We start from the raw sequence: 18,489 nt of genomic DNA on the forward strand, positions 1-18,489 counted from the left end.
TCGCTCGTAACTTCGCGCTCAATCTCTACCGCTCCAACGCCTTCTCCAATATGGCTCAGGCTGAACGATTCTGTAAATTCGGCCTAGATACACTCAAGACCGTTTTTAGAATGAAATAGCCCTGGGGTAATTCCTATGCAGTACCGTCGTGCGAAAACGGCAGGTGCAACTTATTTTTTCACCGTCGTCACGTTCAATCGTCAGCACCTATTTAAAACTGAAGTAACTATTCAGCTGCTTCGCCAAGCCTTTTATACTGTCAAACAACGTCATCCTTTTGACATCGATGCCATCGTCCTTTTGCCTGACCATATCCATTGTCTTTGGACACTGCCCAAAGACAATGCTGATTTTTCTATGCGCTGGCGGCTGATTAAAGCTTACTTCAGTCGGCATTGCCCAGAAAGTTATAAATGTGATCGCTCGTTAGCTCGCTTGAAGAAACAGGAACAGGCTATTTGGCAACGGCGATTTTGGGAACACCAGATTCGTGATGAGAGAGACTTTGAACGGCATGTTGATTATATTCATTACAATCCCGTTAGCCATCAGTTAGTGGATGTCCCTTGCGACTGGCCTTATTCGAGCTTTCATCGTTATGTTGAGCAAGGAATTTACTCAAAGGATTGGGGCGCTGATAGAGAAATCGTCTTTCAAGAGACGGTGGGTTGGGAATAATTCGCGCAAAGTTGTTGGGTTTCCTGCGTCAACCCAACCTACAGGAGATCTGCGATCGCACTACGCAAAAAAAATTAATCAATTTTTAAATTTCTTTTGATCTGTTTTGATTTTGATATTTTGAAGCGATTGTATAAAAAATCAGGACTTACAGAAAGCTCTCTCTTCCAAAAAACTCTGCTTAACAAGGCAATAACGTATAAGGCGGGGCCTAGCCCCAAAAATGTCCAAGGCTCTAACCATGACCAGCCATCATTTATAACAATAGTTGTACATATAAGTAATACAGCTATCGCCATCAAAAAAATGATGAACAACCAAAATCTAGCAAATTCGTCTGCATAACATTCAATCAATTTATTAATAGTATCGACATATCCTAGGCTCAAATCGCCCTTTCTAGAATCGGTAACAATAACCCTAGAAGTGTAAGCGCTCTTGCACAATTGTACGTACTCATATTCACCATGATCAAGAGAAAGGTTGTGTATTAGATCTCCCTCGTTATATGTTCTACCTTTCTTTTTAAGCTCGAATATATATATATCGTCTATGTGATTAACTCTAAGAATTGTGTAAACATCTAGCATAAAAGATTTCAATACAGCGGAGAAGTCAAAAATACACAATTCATTACGAGCTTTATAATTCAGAATCGAATCTTCTAAAGAGTCATATAAAATGACATTAAAGTTGAAGGCTATAGGGTTTGTTTGAGCATATCTTAATTTTTGGTAGCTTTGCATATTGCTCATCTCCCGTTCAGACCATTGCTTTGTTTTGCTATCTCTGCATAGATATTTTCCAACTTGAAGTAACTGCAACTGTCTGACAACTTTATCCTTAATTTCTTGAAGTTGATTCTCGATTTCGGCTTTCTGCCCTTTATCACGCGTGATGCTCAAAAAACAAACTTCCTTCAAATTGTAACGCTCATCTTCTGAGCAATAAACAATAGAATTCACATAGACATCAGGAATATCCGAAGTTGCAAACAGGTAAAGCGTTGTAAGTTTAGGCATTTTGGCTGAGGACAGATTCGATAATTTTTCAATTCGGTTTTTGCCACTTGTCTTGGCAATATCAAGATTGATAATTGATTGCTCAACGTTTAATCCAACCCCACAACTCATTGATAGACCTGTATGCCTCTTAAAAAGCATCCTTATTTCTTCTAGAAGCGCAGTGCCATACTTGTTGTAATCGTATCTAATTAAAACATCGTCTCCTCCTAAAATTATGACGTTTATATCGGCTCTAGAATTAATTAATTTATCAATTTCAAACAAAGCCACTTTTATGTTTTCGGACAGCAATGTTGCTTCAAACATTTGATCTTTGGTCAAGAGATCCGCAAATCTTTCCCCAATACTATCTCCATCAAGAAAAGCATAAACGTATCCCATAAACATGTAAATCTTGCAAATACAGTTGCATAATACAGAATTAGATAACCTGATTGCTAGAATCCAAAGTTCTAATAACTTTCTCGCTAGTTTACAGGATCTGCACGACAGAAAGACGTCGTTATTGTCGCTTAACCAACTATAGTCACCCTGTTGTTGTAGGCTGCAATCTTGAAACTTCCCCTTACTTATCTGTCCCCTTCTACGGTTGACGGCGATCGCCCTCAGCCTTATCATCATCCATTAAGCCGTTCAGCAGAGCGGTGGTTACGCAGAACTCGAAAATCTTGGCGCTGTCTGAAGGTGTTCCAGCACCAACAGACAGCTAACCCCGCAAATCTTGCACGCAGATTGCGAGGCTAAGGTCCATGGTACCCTAGCCCCCTCAGTTTGCACTTGCACTGCGGATGCTAGGGTTTTCGCGTTCTGTCTTCCTAACCCACACTTGGAGACAGAACCGAATGTTTAACTATCTCGAACCCGATGCCAGCGACGACCAAGGGAACCCAGGGACCGGCTCCCTGCCGCTTTCATCAGGGGCCGGGGGCAACGACAGAGGGACCCGGTCCCTAAAGCCCCCAACCCCCGAAAAAGTGCGCCACATGCTCTACGGCAGCCTGGCCGCCATCGATCGCACCATCAAAATCCTCCACGCCCTCGGCTACGCCGACCCCAACGACTGGAGCGACCCCATCCCCGCGCCGCCTGGGGTAGCGATGGGTGACACAGCCTGGTCGCTTCGACTTCGCTCAGCGACCGGAACCGAAGCGACCGGGGCTGAGCCACGGTCATTGAGCGAAGCCGACCTGCCCGCAGTGAGCGGAGCCGACCTGCCCGCAGTGAGCGGAGTCGAACTGTGGATGGTGATTTTGACTAAAACCCTGCTGCTGGGCTAATTCCAGAGCGCCGCCGGGTTCCTGCTGTCTTTTGCTCAATGGCAAAAGGCCAGGAACCCGGTTTCTTAAGTTGTGTCATGGGTAAGATGCGGCGGCGGCACTAGTCTGGTTTAGTTGAATCAGGCGCTGTGAGGTGCATGAGAATGCCAGCTTGGTTAGTAATTGCGATAGTGGGGGCAGCGATCGCGTCTGCATCCAGTTTGCTCAGTTCTCGCGACATTAAGTGGTTTAAGCGGCAGCGTCGCCCCGACTGGCTCACCTTTGAGTTTGCCATTCCCTTTGTGTGGACGGTGGTCTTTATCTGCGGCGGCTGGTCGGCCTACATCGTCTGGAAGCAAACCCAGAGCTGGTGGTTCATGGCGGGGTACGTCCTGCTGGAGCTGCTGATTGTGAGCTACACCCCGGTCATGTGCAAACTAAAAAATTTGCGGGTGGGAACGGCGATCGGGGCGGCAGGGTTTGTGTTTGGGCTGCTGTTGGCCGTGCTCGTGGCTCGGGTAGACACGACCGCATTCCTCTTGCTGATTCCCTACCTGCTGTGGAGCCCGGTGGGCACGCTAATTACCTGGCAGATGGCACAGCTGAATCCGGGCCAGTAAGCCGAGGCAGGTTGAACTTGCTCAACGCGCGGGCAGAACCCTGCCATTCTGCAAGACGCTGCAACCCTTCGCAGGGCTAGGGCCGATTTGAGGTCGGGTTTGGCGGCGGTGAGGGCGGATGGCGCGATCGCTCCTTAGCTGGGCCTGTTCGCTGTGAGCGGGTCACGGCGTCGCCGCAGTTCGTAAAGCGCCAGCAGGCCCATTCCCACTAGCAGGGGCAAAAAGTAGTAGACCAGCCGATACACCAGCAGGGCCCCAAGCAGCTGATCGGAAGGAATCGGCGGTGAGATCAGTAAAATGAGCACCGTTTCAAAGACCCCCAGGCCACCCGGCACATTGCTGATTACTCCGGCGATTTGGGCTAGCAGGTAGCTGCCAAAAAAAATAAAGTAGGTCAGCCCAGGGTGGGCGGGCAGCAAGACGTAGAGCACCGCCGCCGCCAGTGCCCAGTCGCCAGAGGTAACGGCAATCTGACTAAGCGCCAGTCGGGGCGGCAGGTGGGGCAGCACCCAGCACCTGAGGTGAACCGCACGGCGGCTAAAGCTGCTGAGCAGTAGATAGGCCACCGTCACCGCCAGAAACACAATGCCCAAGGGGTGCGCGGTTTGAAAGGGCAGGTGCAGCAGGCCCGGTACCGAGAGCGGTTCCAGGGTGAATATCAGACCGCCCACCGCAAAGAGGCCCAGCCAAAAGCTCAGGTTGCAAAAGGCGATAATTTGGGCAATTTTGCCGGGGCTGAGCCCCCAGGCGGTGTAAAAGCGATAGCGAATGGCGCTGCCGCTGAGCAGGGCCAGGCCCACGCTGTTGCTGATGCCGTAGCTGATCGCCGCCACCAGGGCGGTTTTGGCGTAGGGCAAGGGCTGCCGCACAAACCGGGCGGCCAGGGTGTCGTAGCCGGTGAGAAAGGCGTAGTTGAGGGCCGTTAGCGCGATCGCACCCGCCAAGGCCCAGGCCGGAATCGCCCCCATGCTGCGCAGAATGTCGCCGGGCTGGTGCTGGTGTAGCTCGCTGGAGATAGCCCAGATCGACAGGCCAAACAGGCCCAGGCTGAGCCCAACCGGCAGAATGTGGGTCAGGCGCTTGAGGCCCTGGGTCAGGCTGGTGCTCAAGCACTGAACGCCAAAGTAGTCTTGCAGGCGATCGCCCGAATCGGCCCGCACCAGAGCCACCACCACCGCTGGCAAATCGGCCAGGCGAGGATACACAAAGTAGCGCGGCTCCCAGCGGGGATGAAACTTGTCTTTATAGGCTCGCAGCCCCTGCACGTTGTAGAACTGGCTGAGGTGCTCGTAGAGGTAGTGCATTCCTTTTTCGAGGCGGGGCGCTGCGGGCTCGTTCCCCACCCCTGAGAGCACCACCAGGCCCAGGTTAAAGCTGTCGTAGCCCTGGGCCTGGCCGTGCTGCATCAGCGAGACAAACAAAAAATCCATCGCGCCGCGCTCCAGATCGCGGCGGTAGCGCATCAGGTCAATGGTGGCTTCGTTGAGCTGATATTCGGGCACCAGATTGGCAAAGGCGATCGGGCTGCCTTGCGGGTCTTCTACCACGGCAATTTGGCAGGCTCGCAGGTAGTCGGGGTCAAACCAGCCCAGGGAAAATTTCTTTTCGGCCCCCTCCATGTGGGTTAGCCAGTCGTCGCTGATGGCGCGTAGCTCGGCCAGCAGATCGTCGCTGACCGGGGGCGCGTAGTACCGCACCCGATAGCCCTGCTTGGTAAACTTATTGGTCGCCGTGCGCAGGTTGCGGCCAGCTTTGCCCTCCAGGGTGAACTGCTGCAAATCGACAATGGCTTCTTCGCCAATCTTGAGGGTGTGAAACCCGAGCGTCTCGTACAGTGCCAGGTCGTCGGGCAGGGTTTGGTAAAAGGCGGGGTGCCAGTCGTTGCGATCGCAAAATTGTCGAAAGCCGAGAATGGCCTCTGCCCGGTCGGTGTCTGGCCCGATTGGGTCGCCCAGGGCCACGGCCCCCCGCCCCTTGGCCACGTAGGCAATCACCGACTGCCCCGACGGGCTGAAATAGTAAGATTTATCCTCGAATAGGGCAAACCGGGCCAGCGACGATCGCCCATGCTGTTCCACAATGGCTGTGGCCCGCTGCCGCTCGGCCTCGCTAGCCGCCCCCCGATAGATCACCGGGCGAAACAGCATCCAGGCCGCGTAGAGCAGCGTCACCCCGCCGACTATATATATAGAGTCAGCAAAATGTCGTCCAAACCGGGTCGTTGGTACCAGCCCGCCATTGTCGGCGGTAAAAAACATCGCCAGGGTTTGGCCCACTGCCTCAGGCAGGCTAAACGGAGTGGCATAGTGGCGATCTTGCAGCCAAAACCCCAGGGTGCCGTAGGCCAGGATAAAGAGAATGGCCCCCAGCAGCACCCGCAAGCCCTGAATCATAGAAGGGCGATCGGACTGAGCGGTAAAGACCGGCCGCAGCCACAGCAGCAGCAGCAGCAGCACCAGCGACAGCAGGCTTTCTTCTAGATCCAGCCCCTTGACCAGGTGACTGGCGATCGAAACTAGCAGCAGTCCCACCGCCACCCCCCAGGCCACCCGCTTGCGTCGCCGCAGATTAGCCGCCAGCAGCAGCAGAAAAAAACCGCTCAGAGCAGCGAATACATGGGCCCCAATCCGCAGCTCAATCGGAAACACCGCCCTCGCCCAGGCAACTCGATCGGGCAGGCCCGGCGTCACCGCCGACCACAGGTTTACCAGGCCCACCAGGGCTGTTAGCACGGTGGCAAACCAAAGACCAAGCTGTGTTCGTCTGTTGAGCACGCCGCTGCCCTCAATCGCAAGGAGCCACTTCAAGTCTACGGGACAGGGTCAAGCCCCAGCCTATATGCCCCACATCCTTTTGGCTGCACTGGGCGATCGCTTAGCCCCTGTTACTTCTACGGCTTAGGGCCGGGCTGGTTTCATACGAATTTGTCAAGCTGCTGTCATAGGTCTGCCATAGCAAATGGGTAAGCTCATAGCTATCTACAGACTCTTTGATCTGGCCCAGCGGCAGCAGACCCTCTGCCTTAGCATCCCGAAGATGCCCCCACGCGCTGGTTTCAGCTTCCTACTGCTCTGTGGCTAGTACTCTAAACCTACCGCTGTGCTATGCCTCAACTTCGCCGTCGTTTTGCCTTAACGTCGAGAATTGCCGCCTGGTCAACCACCGAAAAAGCCCTGGCTCTCACCTCAGCCCTGACCCTGGTCGGCCTACCTGTTCTTACCACAGCCGCCTGGGCCACCTGGCAAGACAGCCCTAAAAGTGTTCTAGACGAAGCTTGGCAAATCGTCCATCGCTCCTACGTTGACCCCACCTTTAACCACGTCGACTGGGTGCAGGAGCGCCAGGCGCTGCTGGGGCAGGAGTATACCTCTCCAGAGGCGGCCTACGCGTCGCTGGAGGATATGCTGGCGAAGCTAGATGACCCCTACACTCGGTTTATGACGCCAGAGGAGTTTCAGGCGTTTTCGAGTCAGACCAGTGGCCAACTGGTGGGGGTTGGCATGCGGCTTTCGCTAGAGCCCGAAACCGAGGCGCTGGTAGTGGTACAGCCCATTGAAGACTCGCCAGCCATGGCCGCCAACGTGCAACCTGGAGACCATATTTTGCAGATCAACGGTGTCTCGACCCAGGGCATGACCGTAGAAACCGCCGCCAGCCAAATTCGCGGCGAGGCGGGTACGACGGTAGACCTGCTGATGCAGCGCAACGATACGGCTCCGTTTGCCCTCACCCTCACCCGCGCTCGCATTGACCTGCCGGTGGTCACTTCCGCCCTACAGGAGACTGATGGGCAGCGCATTGGCTATCTGCGCCTGAGTGAGTTTAATGCCCAGTCTGCCGAGCAGATGGAGCGGGCGATTAAGAGCCTGGAGCAGCAGCAGGTTGATGGCTATGTGCTGGATCTGCGCAACAATCCGGGCGGAATTTTGGGGCAGGCGATCGCGATCGCCCGCATGTGGCTCGACGAGGGTGCGATCGTTCGCACCGTAGACCGGGTTGGCCAGGCCGAAGAAGTCAGCGCCAACCGCACCGCCCTGACCGACAAACCGCTGGTGGTGTTGGTCAACGGCAACTCAGCCAGCGCCAGCGAGGTGCTCACCGGGGCATTGCAGGACGATCAGCGGGCCACGGTGGTCGGCACCCAGACCTTCGGCAAAGCCCTGGTGCAGTCGGTCAACCGGCTGCGCGATGGCTCGGGCCTGAATGTCACCATCGCCCACTACTACACCCCTTCCGGGGCCGACATCAACCACAAGGGCATTACGCCTAACGTGGTGGCCGAGTCGCCCGAAGCCGCCCAGCAAGAGCTGTGGATGCACCCCGATCGCATCGGCACCGAGCAAGACAGCCAGTATGTCGCGGCCATTGACCAGCTGAGAGGGGCGATCGCCGCCAAGTCTTCGACCCAGGCGCAACGCTAATTCCACACAGATAAGGAGCCTCGACACTCCCAACGATACCAAGAGGTATAGCCGTTCCCTGAGCGAAGTCGTTCCCTGAGCGAAGTCGTTCCCTGAGCGAAGCCGTTCCCTGAGCGAAGCCGTTCCCTGAGCGAAGTCGTTCGCGCTAGCGTCTCCCGTAGGGAGAAAGGGAACGGCTATTTCAGTTTAATGAAGCATTTCCTCCGTGGTAGGGTCGAAGGATAGGTGCCTAAAGAACCCGTTGACCTCACCCGTTTATCCTAGTTCAGGCTATGGCGCAGACGATTCTGATTGTAGAAGACGAGGCCGAGATTGCTCGCTTTATTCAACAGCTGCTCGAAAAAGAAGGTTTCGCCTGCTTGCACAGCCGCGATGGTAACGATGCCCTGCGGCAGTTTCAAACCCACCAGCCCCAGCTGATTATCCTCGACTGGATGCTGCCAGATATTGACGGGCTAGAGGTCTGCACTCGCATTCGCAAATCGGCAGGCACCTACGACCCCTACATTTTGATGCTAACGGCGAAGGGCGAAGACTTTGACCGCGTCATTGGCCTCTCGACCGGGGCCGATGACTACCTGGTGAAACCCTTCAGCCCCATAGAGCTGGTGGCTCGGGTCCGCGCTCTGCTGCGGCGCAGCCTGCGCCAGGAGGCCCAGAGCCAGGTCTATCGCACCGCTCACTTCACCGTCGATCTAGACCGCCACGTTGCGACCCATCAGGTCGATGGCGCAACCGTTGAGCTAGAGCTCACCACCATTGAGTTCGATCTGCTGGCCACTTTTCTCAGCCACCCAGGCCGCGCCTGGAGCCGGGCCTACCTGATCGAAAAACTCTGGGGCAACGACTTTTTTGGCGAAGAACGGGTGGTCGATACCCACGTGGGCCGCCTGCGCAAAAAGATTGAACTCGACCCCAAGCAGCCCCAGTTTATTAAAACGGTGGTGGGCATGGGCTACAAATTTGAGGACGACGTCTAATGCGGGTAGGGCTCCAGGGACGACTGTTTTTCTCCCACCTGGTGGTGATGCTGGTGGGTGTAGGCAGCTTTATTGTGATCAGCCGCGCCGCCTCCCATCACCTATTTACGGGCCACCTAGATCAGATGGCGAGCATGGGGCGGGCGGTTTACGCCATTCGCGCCGAGCTGCTGTCGGGGTTTGAAGACGCCTGGAGTGGCAGCACAATTTTGTCGCTGACGGTCGGCGGGGTCACGGCGGCGGCGCTGAGCTACTGGGTGGCGCGGCGCATTACCCAGCCCCTGACCGAGATGGAGCGCATTACCCACCAGTTTGCGGCGGGCAACTGGTCTGAGCAGGTGCCCCGCAGCGACATTCCAGAGCTGGCGCGGCTGAGTCGCAGCTTTAACCGCCTGGCGCTGAGCCTGCAGGGTGTAGAAGAGCGGCGGCGAGAGCTGATCGAAGACTTGACCCACGAGCTGAGAACGCCCCTAACCATCGTGCGGGGATATTTAGAAGAGTCGGTAGCAGCATCGCAGGTGCTCACGCCCGAAACTACCCAGCTGCTGGTGCGCGAAACCCGGCGACTGGAGCGCCTGGTGAATAACCTGCAAGAGCTCTCGAAGGCCGAGGCGGGACAGCTGCCGCTGCAGTTACAGGCGATCGCCCTGCCCCCTCTGTTCGAAAAGCTGCTGCGGCGCTTTGATAGCCAGATTGCCGAAGACGGCCCCCAGCTGGGCTGGCAGTGCGATGATGATATCGCCCCGGTGCTGGCCGACGGCGATCGCCTACAGCAAATTCTAGTCAACCTGCTGGGCAACGCTATCAAACACACCCGTCAGGGGCGCATTACCCTCAGCGCCCAGCCCGTTGGCGGCCAGATCTGGATCACGGTGCAGGATACCGGCATCGGCATTGCCCCAGATGAGCTACCCCACGTCTTTGAGCGGTTTTGGCGATCGCCCCAGTTGCGTAACCAGGTTGGGACCCCGTCTACAGACGGCACCGGGATTGGCCTGGCCATTACCAAACGCCTGGTCGAGCTGCACGGCGGCTGCATAGAGGTCGAGAGCACCGTCGGCGTGGGCAGCATCTTTCGATTTTCCCTGCCCCGGGCGTAAAACCCTGCCCCAGGCCTACTGGCCCAACCAGATTGACACCGATAAACTGGCGCAGATAGATTGACACAGCCTAGCCACAACTTAGCCACGCCTGCTCCATAGAGTGAGATGAGACCATTCACGGAGGTGTTTGCCATGGTTGCGCTATCGGTTCCGGCGGGGGCATTGGTTTTAGCCCTGCTCCTTTTTAGCAGCATGGGCATACTGGCCTGGCTGTTTCCCTCTGACGTTACCAGTACCCACAAAAAGAAACTGTAGGGTGGTCGGCAGGTTGAACCACCCCTGCTATTCGTATTCGCAAAAGAGTCAGGATACGCTTTTGGCTTCGAGGCAACGGCACGAGCGCGGGCCAGATTGAGGGGCCAACAATGCCCATCAGCGGTTTTTATCGGTTGTACACCGTCAGCGCTGGGCGATCGCCCGCGCTCTAAATTCAGCCAGTGCCCCGTTGACCACATCGGGAAACTCGGCCATCACCAAATGGCCCCCCTGCTCTACATGCAGGTGGCAACCCGCCGGAAAATGCTGCGCCAGCGCGGCCCCCATCGCCTCGGTAAACATTGGGTCCTGCCCACCGCTGACAATCAGCGCCGGACAGGTGAGCTGCCAGCGGCCGCGGCGGCGGGCAAAGAAGTTATAGCCCCAAAAGATGCGCAGAGCGTCGTAGGGGTGAAGATGCACGGGCAGCGGGCTTTCGGTGGTAAATCGATCGATGGTGGGGTGGCTGTGCTCGCTCGACAGTCGGGCGATCGCGCGCTGCACCCAGGGCAGGCGAAACAGGTGCCGACCGCCCCAGGCCAAACTCTGCATCAGCGGCACCTCCCACCAGGGGTCTAAGTCGTGGGTGCCGCCCGCCACCAGCACCAGCCCGGCCACGGGGTGCCGCTGGCACCACTCCAGCGCGATGGGCACACCGTAGCTGTGGGCAAACAAAATCGGCTGGTGAAGGTGAAAGTGCCCCAGCAACCGGGTCAGATCGCGGCCGTGTCGCCCAATCGAGTAGCGGGGGTAAGGGCTAGACTGGCCGTGGCCTGCCAGATCGTAGGCGATCGCCGCCCATCCCTGCTGCACCACAAACTCGTACTGCGATCTGAGGTTAAACCGATTGCCCAACCCGCCGTGGAGAAAGACCACCGCTGGTTGCTCACCTGCTTGGTAACAAACCTGGAGCTTTACCCCAGGCCGTACCCGCACCGATTCACCAGTCAGTAGGTCCATACAATATCTCTAAAGCACTGTGCCGCTGATCCGCCACGCAGCGCTGCCCAGGCCAAACTCGCGTTGCTAGCGCCCCTGCAATTACGGCTAGGGATGAAACCGCTGTAGCTGCTGTTCAATGCGCTCTAAGCGCTGGAGGAGCTCAGCCTCTACGGGGGTGGGCAAATCGGTCGCCCGCTCTACGGTGAGGCTGCCGCTGGTTTCTAAAATAGCCGCTTTAATCTCGGCCAGGTCTTCAAACCCCTGTCGCCGCAGCACCGTGCGAAATTCTCCCTCAGTAATCAGTTCCCTGGCCAGGTTTTCAGTCTTGATCTGCCCGTCTAAGAGCAGCAGGGTGGGTCGGCCTTCTACCAGGCGCTCAATGCGGGGATATCGATAGGCCAAACGCACCACCAAATAATTTGTCACCAGCAGGGCCGTTGCCCCAACCAGCCCTCCCGCCACCGAGTTGTCGCTGCCAATAATCGCGTTTTGCACGGCGTTAGACAGCATGAGCAACACCACCAGGTCAAAGCCGGTAAGCTGCCCCAGCTCTCGTTTGCCCCCCAGCCTCAGGGCAACCACCAAAAAGCCGTAGATCAAAATGGGGCGAATAATTTTCTCAAAAATGGAGACATCGGGTATCCACAGATCGTGAAAAAGAGTCATAGCGTAACAATGGCGGCTAAACTTCCCAGAATGACCAAAATTCAAACAATTGTCATCTCAGTCTAGGCCGTAGACCTACAAATATCCGGGTTAGCCGTAGGGCAAAAGTGCTCAACTCTATAGGGCCGAGGTACCTCGCAAAGCGGCAGCTTTACTACCTGCTAAACCCTCCCTCCCGCTATCTCCTCATTAAACCTTACCCCTAGGGCGGCCTGCGGCTGCTCAGGGCACGATCACCGCAAAGCCGTAGAAACCCTCACTGAAAAACCGGCCTGCCACGGCTATCTCAGCTCTTCTTAGAGCGAAGTCTAGGAGCGCATCGCACCCAGCATCACTATCCACAAAATCGGGGCAGCGTCATACCAAGCATGGCTTTACTCCCCCTGCGACTCAGCTAGACTTGAGCCGCTGCTGCTGGTAAGGGCACCGCTCTAAGCTGTACTCAAATAAGGACTGACGGCTTTCTGGGGTATTTGTTATCCACTGCCCAATCAGGGTATGCCACTTAACGGGCAGCTGTAGCCTGGCCCAGGCATCGGCAGCATTTAAGGACAGTGTGCTGTAGGTCTCTGCATCGGTGAGCAGGGTTTTAATACAGCGAGCCAGGGCGGCGGCGTCTTTTTCTGGAAACATCAGCACGTCTTTACCCAGCTCAAATTTCTGTAAAAACATAGGATGGTCTGAAAGGATCAGAGGTGTTCTAACCGTTAATGCTTCATATATCGTCAGAGGCAAGCCTTCTGAGTAGGCGTGGTGACTGGGAACTACAACCACGTCAGCCCAGCGCATCTTTTCTAAAACCTGATCATTGGACAATCCTCCCGTTAGAACTACCTGGTTATCGAGCCCTAGACGACAAACTTCAGCCCGAAAGAAATCGAGTTCTCCTTTCCCAATTAGGGTTAGCCTGGGGGCCAGGCCAGCGCTCTTCAAGACGACAAGAGCGTTTAAGATATCGCCCACTCCTTTAATGTCATAAATAGCACCCACATAGATAATATTACGATTGTTGATAGGTGTATCTCCCAGGCTTTTGGGAGCAAAATCGTGGGGCGTAGTTTCGTAAGGGTAGTCCCAGGGGATAATTTTGCTGGGTTTAACCCCAATGCGCTCTAGGGAGTGACACGAACTCAAGCCGTGGTTAGCTACCAAGTCAATCGCTTTATCATTCAGTAGGCGCGACAACCGCGCATGGCGAAGCTTGGCAGAAATTTTGAGCTCCTGAAACGAGTCGGCGAACAACCCCATCGCCCTGACCTGGTTGTGCTTAGCCCACCTAAACGCAGAGATCAGGGGAAAATGGACGACTAGGTGGGTAGGTTTTTGCTGGTTCAGCAGCTCGAGAAGGCGATTGGTATCTTTATAGGGGTCAAGGTTGCCGCCCACAGCGCGCAACCCAGGCTCTAGGACTTCATTATATTTAGAACTCGTTCTACAGCAGACATAAATGACCTCATCGACTTGCTGACCGATCGCAAGCGTGCTTTCCAGAATATACTTATGACCAAAATATTCCTGTTTGCCAGATTGGGAGAGTAGCTGATAAGTCTCCCGAAAATCACCACCGTATTGAAGAATAACCAGGCGAATACCAGTCAAGCTAAACATAGTGACCAAACGCAATTGATAGTAGTTATGAGTTGCAAAAAATATTGAGCAATGCCTAATGTTGACATTGCAAAATCCCTGTTTCTGAGCAATTCTTTAGTTCACCAGAGTGGCGCTGGAACCATGTGCCAGAATCCACTAGCTCCGAGCTATGGTTACGCTGCCAGAACTAGCTCTAATGAAATATAAGTTTGCCTTACCAAAAATAGGTCTGAAGCGGTCCAGGAGAACAATAAAATGATTGGGATATTAAAAAATTACCTTACGAAAAAGAATGGATAATTTTCAACACTTCATCCATAAAACTCCAAAAAATTCTCCAGTTTTAGCATTTGAAATAATAATATTGGCTGCAAAAGGACTTAAATTCACAAGTGAATTTTTGAGTTGGTATCTAATATCACAAAACCTTGTGTCAAAAAGGTGCCAAACGAGTGTCAACTTATACTTAACCGCCCTTGGCTGGGGCATGGCAACAGCGGGGGGCGGTAAGCCAGCGAGGGGCCGTAAGCCAGCGGGGGACCGTAAGCCAGCGATCGCCAGCACCCCTTGCCTAGTGAGCACAAAAGGAAAACACAAAGATATAGCGCTGGCCAGTTCGCTGAGGACAGTGCTGACTGCCTGTAGCCCAGCCTGGGACAGCGGTCTTGTCTAGCCTGAATCACTCGTTAATGGTCAAAGCGACACAGCAAAGAAGAGCCTGAAGCGGTTTGGCCTCAGACTCTTCAACCAATTGAGCCCCAGTTAAGCCTAGGGATTGGCAACGGTGTAGCCCTGTCGGCTACTGGGCGCTGTTCTGGACCGGAAACGCCCCCGGCCGCACCGCAATGGTTTGGCTCTGACCATTGCGCTTGATTTGCAGACTCAGACGACTGTTGATAGCAGTGTTCTCTACCAGGCTTTGTACCTCATCGGCCTGGGTCACGGCCTGGCCATCGATTTGCTGAATCACGTCCCCGGCTCGTAAACCAGCCTGGGCAGCGGGTGAGTCGGGCATGACGCGAGCCACTAGCACACCCTGGTCTTCGGTGACGCTGAGGCCGCTGTTGGGGTCGTCGTTGAGGGTTTGCTTGACCTCGGGCGTCAGGGTCAACAGCTGAATGCCCAAGTAGGCGTGGTCGACTTTACCCTGGCTGGCCAACTGGTCGGCAATCTGCTGCACTTTGTTGATTGGAATGGCAAAGCCAATGCTCTGCGCTCCTTGAATAATGGCGGTATTCATGCCAATCACCTGGCCCTGGGCGTTGAGCAGGGGGCCGCCGGAGTTGCCGGGGTTAATGGCGGCATCGGTTTGGATGAAGTTGACCCGATGGTCGGGAATGCCCACCTGGCCGCTCGATCGCCCGGTCGCGCTGATGATGCCAGCGGTGACGGTGTTGTCGAGGCCGAGGGGGTTGCCAATGGCGATCGCCCACTGCCCAGGGCTGAGCTGGTCTGAGTCGCCCACGCTCACCGTGGGCAGGTCTTGGGCCTCGACCTGAATCACCGCCACATCGGTAACGGTGTCTTCACCCAGCACCTTACCATCGAAACTGCGGCCATCTTTGAGGGTTACTTTCACCGTGTCGGCCCCGTCTACAACGTGGGCGTTAGTGATAATTCGACCATCGCTGCGGGTGATAAACCCCGAACCTACGCCGCGTTCAGTCCGTTCAGTCGGCATGTCAGGCATCTGATTGCCAAAGAATTGGCGAAAAAATGGGTCGTCAAACTCACTGGGGGGTTGAGTCGCCACGGTACGACTAGAATCAATCCGCACCACCGCTGGCCCAGTTTGGTTGACGATATCCTCGACAAAGTTGGGATCTGTGGCCGCGGCCAGCAGCGGAGCCGAACCTGAAACCGTAGCTGGCGCTGCCGCCGCCCCGCTGGTCGGTCCGGGTAGTGCTCCTTGATTGACCTGGTGAAGCCCATAGCCCAGCCCCGTGGCCATACCCGCACCCAATAGCACGAGTGCGAGCGAGGTTCCCAGGCGCTTGGGAAATTTAGCGTTGCTTGGCGGCTCAGGTTCAACACCGTTGGCCAAAAAATCAGAGCGATCGGAAAGCGGGCGAGAATGGCTTCTCATTGGTTATTCTCCTAAGGTGAAGCGCAGAGTGCTGTTGCAGCAGTCGATTCAGCTAGAACACGTTGACAGGCGAAGTGCTTTGGTCGGAACACAGCAGTGCCACGCCCCTCGAACTTTTTCTAAACCCGTTGTCGTTTGCAATACGCAAGCCGAATGGCCATAGGGCTGTATTGAGCAGTACTCAGTCAGTACCCTTTCACTCTAGAGAGTCCCTATGGCAATTCTGTGGCGTAGAAATGTCAAGGCTTTATCTGTTGATGTGACTACCCCATGACCATCGTTAGTAATGCCGTGCCCGTTATAGGGTCTACAACGGGCCTAGGGATAGGAGCTGAGAGCTCTCTCTGTCAATCCGTTGGGTCAGCGACAATACCCACAGAATAAACGGCCTAATGGCCTGCAGTGGGCACTTTGCGATCGCCCCTGCCCAACAGCAGCAGCAGCGGCAGCGTCACCAAAAAGATTAGCCCCACCACTCGAAACAGATCCTCAAACGCCAGCAGCATCGACTGCCCATCCAGGGTTTGATTGAGCAGCGCCAGGGCCTGCTGGTGGGCGGTAGCGGCATCGGCACCTCGGCTTTGCATGGCCCCAGTCAACGCGCTGATGCGCTCCTGGGTCTGGGGGTCGTAGGGGGTCACATGCTCGGCCAGCACCGCCCGGTGAAAGGCTTGGCGGCGATCGAGCACCGTGGCCAGCAGGGCAATGCCAATGCTGCCCCCCAGCTGCCGAGTGAGGTTGTAAAAGCCTGATCCGGCTGGAATATCTGCTTTGGGCAGCGGCCCCAGGGTGGCCAAACTGAGCGGCAAAAACATCATCACCACGCTCACACCGCGCCAGAGCAGCGGCCAAAACAGCGCCTCTTGCCCCGTGTTGGGGTTGATGTGAGACAGGTTAAACATAATCACCGCAATAAAAATGCTGCCCCCCGCAATCAGCACTCGGGCGTCGATTTTGCCCGATACCTTACCCATTACAATCATGGTGACAGCAGAGGCCAGCGCCCCCGGCATAATCAGCAGCCCGGTTTGCTGGGCCGTGTAGTTCAGCACCGTTTGGGCATAGATGGGAATGACAAACAGGGTGCCGTAGAGCCCCATGCCCACCACCGCCGAGTAAACGCTGCCCGCCGCCAGAGACCGGTGCCGCAGCACCCGCAGATCTACCGCTGGCTGCTGAGTGGTTAGCTCTCGCCAAATAAACAGCAGCAGCCCAACGCTGGCGGTAATCGCCAGCAAAGTAATGACGTGAGACTCAAACCAGCCGTCGCGCTCCCCTTCTTCTAGAAAAGTTTGCAGACTGCCCAGGGCGATCGCGAGCAGACCAATCCCCCACCAGTCCACCTGGGGAATGGGGCGGTCGGGCTGCAACTCGTCGGCGGGCAAAAATAGCAGCGCCATCAGTACGGCCACGATGCCCACCGGCACATTAATGAAGAAGATCCAGCGCCAGCCCAGCGTGTCGGTGAGATACCCCCCCAGGGTGGGGCCAATGGCAGGCCCAGCAATTACCCCAACCCCAAATACCGCCTGGGCTACCCCCTGCTGCTCGGGGGGAAAAGTTTCAAACAAAATAGACTGCGCCTTGGCCAGCAGACCGCCCCCTAGCAAACCCTGCAGTATGCGGGAGGCAATCAGCGCTGACAGGTTGCCCGCCAGCCCGCACAGCACCGAGGCAATCACAAAGCCAATCAGCGAGAAAACAAAATAGCGTTTTTTGCCAAAGGCATCTCCCAGCCAGGCGGTGAGCGGAATGATGATCACGTTGGCGATCGCGTACCCGGTCACCACCCAGCCGATCTCGGTGATGGTGGCTCCCACACTGGCCTGGATATCGGTCAGCGCTACGTTGACAATGCTGGTATCGATCACCTCCAGCATGGCTCCCAAAGAGGCGGTGAGCGCGATCGCCCACTTCAGCCAGCCCGCTGGCAGGGATTGCTTGGGGGATAGGGAGGATTTGGTAGTAGCAGATGCCATGGTTTTGATGATTGATGGGGATATAGGGTGAGGGGGATGAGGGTTACGGAGAATGCAAAGTTCAAAATGCAAAACTTCGCATTTTGAACTTCCCCGCCCCCTCCCTGGCTCCCTACTGCGCCGTATCCACGCTCACCGTCGCCGACATTCCCGGTGCCAGCCAGCCCTCAAAGCCGGTAACGCTGGCCGGGTCGAGGCTAATTTTTACCGGAATGCGCTGCACAACTTTGGTGAAATTGCCGGTGGCATTGTCGGGGGGCAGCAGGGCAAATTGTGCGCCCGCCGCAGGAGAGAGGCTTTCGACATGGCCAGTAAAGGTGTGGCTGGGCAGAGCATCGACGGTAATTTCGACCGGCTCGCCGGGGCGCATGTCTGCGATCTGGGTTTCTTTAAAGTTGGCGTCTACCCAGAGGTCGTTGCCCACGACGGCCATCAGGGGCTGGCCGGGCTGCACCTGCTGCCCCACCTCTACCGTTTTGTTGCCAATCACCCCCGCCGCCGGAGCCTGAATTTGGGTGTAGCTGAGCTGGAGCTGGGCCTGTTCGAGATTGGCTTCGGCTTCGGCAATCTGGGCCTGGGCCGCCTCAAACTGGCTGCGGTTGACCGTCGTTTGTACCCCGCTGGCCTGGGCCTGCTGTAGGTTGCCCCGGCTGGTTTGCAGCTGGGCCTGGGCTTTGGCCACCCCTTCCTGGGCCTGGGCTACCTTCGCCTGGGCCTGGCGCACCTGCTCCTGAGCCTGCCGCTGCTGGGCCTGGGCAATCTCATACTAAATCCGGATAACATACCCCCGAAAGGATCGGGCTCTTCATGCGGGCCACCAGTGATAGTTGGTCAAGGCTTTAATCTCGGATTGCATTGACAGCAAGGTGCGGCAGCGAGCCTCAAGGA

At 55.9% G+C, this 18,489-nt stretch carries 13 protein-coding genes and 2 pseudogenes; 6 read left to right on the forward strand and 9 right to left on the reverse strand.

Going from position 1 to position 18,489, the window contains the following annotated elements; genetic code table 11:
- Window positions 1–135: 135 nt before the first annotated feature.
- Entirely contained in the window at window positions 136–678 is a 543-nt protein-coding gene (locus ACQ4N7_RS28585; RefSeq protein ID WP_430714843.1) for an REP-associated tyrosine transposase, read from the forward strand.
- Window positions 679–752: 74 nt separating this feature from the next.
- Here ACQ4N7_RS28585 and ACQ4N7_RS28590 read toward each other — a convergent pair whose 3' ends face one another.
- Entirely contained in the window at window positions 753–2,084 is a 1,332-nt protein-coding gene (locus ACQ4N7_RS28590) for a mCpol domain-containing protein (RefSeq protein WP_430714844.1), read from the reverse strand.
- A 461-nt stretch (window positions 2,085–2,545) separates the two neighbouring features.
- Here ACQ4N7_RS28590 and ACQ4N7_RS28595 point away from each other — a divergent pair, with 461 nt between their 5' ends.
- Both ACQ4N7_RS28595 and ACQ4N7_RS28600 read left to right on the forward strand, forming a co-directional pair.
- A complete protein-coding gene (locus tag ACQ4N7_RS28595) occupies window positions 2,546–2,980 on the forward strand; it encodes a hypothetical protein (protein ID WP_430714845.1) in 435 nt (144 codons plus the stop codon).
- A gap of 137 nt (window positions 2,981–3,117) precedes the next feature.
- Complete coding sequence (locus ACQ4N7_RS28600) at window positions 3,118–3,579, forward strand: TspO/MBR family protein (protein ID WP_430714846.1); 462 nt, start codon at window positions 3,118–3,120, stop codon at window positions 3,577–3,579.
- Between the two features lie 134 nt (window positions 3,580–3,713).
- Here the strand turns inward: ACQ4N7_RS28600 and ACQ4N7_RS28605 are convergent, their stop codons facing one another.
- Together ACQ4N7_RS28605 and ACQ4N7_RS28610 are read right to left on the reverse strand one after the other, a co-directional pair.
- A complete protein-coding gene (locus ACQ4N7_RS28605) occupies window positions 3,714–4,676 on the reverse strand; it encodes a lysylphosphatidylglycerol synthase domain-containing protein (RefSeq protein ID WP_430714855.1) in 963 nt (320 codons plus the stop codon).
- A 24-nt stretch (window positions 4,677–4,700) separates the two neighbouring features.
- A pseudogene (locus ACQ4N7_RS28610) lies at window positions 4,701–6,353 on the reverse strand (bifunctional lysylphosphatidylglycerol flippase/synthetase MprF); the annotation flags it as partial.
- Between the two features lie 330 nt (window positions 6,354–6,683).
- On the opposite strand from ACQ4N7_RS28610, the gene ACQ4N7_RS28615 reads away from it, so the two are divergent.
- The 3 genes from ACQ4N7_RS28615 (at window position 6,684) to ACQ4N7_RS28625 (ending at window position 10,080) form a co-directional block, all read left to right on the forward strand.
- Window positions 6,684–8,000, forward strand: a complete 1,317-nt coding sequence (locus ACQ4N7_RS28615; protein WP_430714847.1) for a S41 family peptidase — start codon at window positions 6,684–6,686, stop codon at window positions 7,998–8,000.
- A gap of 272 nt (window positions 8,001–8,272) precedes the next feature.
- On the forward strand, window positions 8,273–8,980 hold the full coding sequence (locus ACQ4N7_RS28620; protein WP_430714848.1) for a response regulator: 708 nt from the start codon (window positions 8,273–8,275) through the stop codon (window positions 8,978–8,980).
- Window positions 8,980–10,080 carry a sensor histidine kinase gene (locus ACQ4N7_RS28625; protein ID WP_430714849.1) on the forward strand — a complete coding sequence of 367 codons (1,101 nt, stop codon included), beginning with the start codon at window positions 8,980–8,982 and terminating at the stop codon, window positions 10,078–10,080. Before ACQ4N7_RS28620 ends, ACQ4N7_RS28625 begins: the two co-directional genes overlap by 1 nt.
- A 402-nt stretch (window positions 10,081–10,482) precedes the next feature.
- Here the strand turns inward: ACQ4N7_RS28625 and ACQ4N7_RS28630 are convergent, their stop codons facing one another.
- From ACQ4N7_RS28630 to ACQ4N7_RS28655, 6 genes and pseudogenes are all read right to left on the reverse strand, one after another.
- Window positions 10,483–11,298: an alpha/beta fold hydrolase gene (locus ACQ4N7_RS28630; protein WP_430714850.1), complete on the reverse strand. Its 816-nt coding sequence runs from the start codon at window positions 11,296–11,298 to the stop codon at window positions 10,483–10,485.
- Between the two features lie 87 nt (window positions 11,299–11,385).
- A complete protein-coding gene (locus tag ACQ4N7_RS28635) occupies window positions 11,386–11,946 on the reverse strand; it encodes a DUF421 domain-containing protein (protein ID WP_430714851.1) in 561 nt (186 codons plus the stop codon).
- A gap of 390 nt (window positions 11,947–12,336) precedes the next feature.
- The gene (locus ACQ4N7_RS28640; protein WP_430714852.1) at window positions 12,337–13,554 is read right to left on the reverse strand and encodes a glycosyltransferase; all 1,218 of its coding nucleotides are present in this window, start codon (window positions 13,552–13,554) and stop codon (window positions 12,337–12,339) included.
- A 781-nt stretch (window positions 13,555–14,335) separates the two neighbouring features.
- A complete protein-coding gene (locus tag ACQ4N7_RS28645) occupies window positions 14,336–15,622 on the reverse strand; it encodes an HhoA/HhoB/HtrA family serine endopeptidase (protein ID WP_430714853.1) in 1,287 nt (428 codons plus the stop codon).
- Between the two features lie 389 nt (window positions 15,623–16,011).
- Entirely contained in the window at window positions 16,012–17,601 is a 1,590-nt protein-coding gene (locus tag ACQ4N7_RS28650; protein WP_430714854.1) for a DHA2 family efflux MFS transporter permease subunit, read from the reverse strand.
- A 112-nt stretch (window positions 17,602–17,713) separates the two neighbouring features.
- Window positions 17,714–18,358 (reverse strand): annotated as a pseudogene (locus tag ACQ4N7_RS28655) (efflux RND transporter periplasmic adaptor subunit); the annotation flags it as partial.
- Window positions 18,359–18,489 lie beyond the last annotated feature (131 nt).

Source organism: Nodosilinea sp. AN01ver1, from assembly GCF_050565655.1.
Lineage (GTDB): Bacteria > Cyanobacteriota > Cyanobacteriia > Phormidesmidales > Phormidesmidaceae > Nodosilinea.

What these genes read in the sequence shown, in the direction of transcription:
- ACQ4N7_RS28630 (WP_430714850.1), bottom strand. Translation starts at nt 11,298, where the DNA reads ATGGACCTACTGACTGGTGAATCGGTGCGGGTACGGCCTGGGGTAAAG.
- ACQ4N7_RS28620 (WP_430714848.1), top strand. Translation starts at nt 8,273, where the DNA reads ATGGCGCAGACGATTCTGATTGTAGAAGACGAGGCCGAGATTGCTCGC.
- ACQ4N7_RS28645 (WP_430714853.1), bottom strand. Translation starts at nt 15,622, where the DNA reads ATGAGAAGCCATTCTCGCCCGCTTTCCGATCGCTCTGATTTTTTGGCC.
- ACQ4N7_RS28600 (WP_430714846.1), top strand. Translation starts at nt 3,118, where the DNA reads ATGAGAATGCCAGCTTGGTTAGTAATTGCGATAGTGGGGGCAGCGATC.
- ACQ4N7_RS28650 (WP_430714854.1), bottom strand. Translation starts at nt 17,601, where the DNA reads ATGGCATCTGCTACTACCAAATCCTCCCTATCCCCCAAGCAATCCCTG.
- ACQ4N7_RS28615 (WP_430714847.1), top strand. Translation starts at nt 6,684, where the DNA reads ATGCCTCAACTTCGCCGTCGTTTTGCCTTAACGTCGAGAATTGCCGCC.
- ACQ4N7_RS28590 (WP_430714844.1), bottom strand. Translation starts at nt 2,084, where the DNA reads ATGGGATACGTTTATGCTTTTCTTGATGGAGATAGTATTGGGGAAAGA.
- ACQ4N7_RS28625 (WP_430714849.1), top strand. Translation starts at nt 8,980, where the DNA reads ATGCGGGTAGGGCTCCAGGGACGACTGTTTTTCTCCCACCTGGTGGTG.
- ACQ4N7_RS28585 (WP_430714843.1), top strand. Translation starts at nt 136, where the DNA reads ATGCAGTACCGTCGTGCGAAAACGGCAGGTGCAACTTATTTTTTCACC.
- ACQ4N7_RS28595 (WP_430714845.1), top strand. Translation starts at nt 2,546, where the DNA reads ATGTTTAACTATCTCGAACCCGATGCCAGCGACGACCAAGGGAACCCA.
- ACQ4N7_RS28635 (WP_430714851.1), bottom strand. Translation starts at nt 11,946, where the DNA reads ATGACTCTTTTTCACGATCTGTGGATACCCGATGTCTCCATTTTTGAG.
- ACQ4N7_RS28640 (WP_430714852.1), bottom strand. Translation starts at nt 13,554, where the DNA reads ATGTTTAGCTTGACTGGTATTCGCCTGGTTATTCTTCAATACGGTGGT.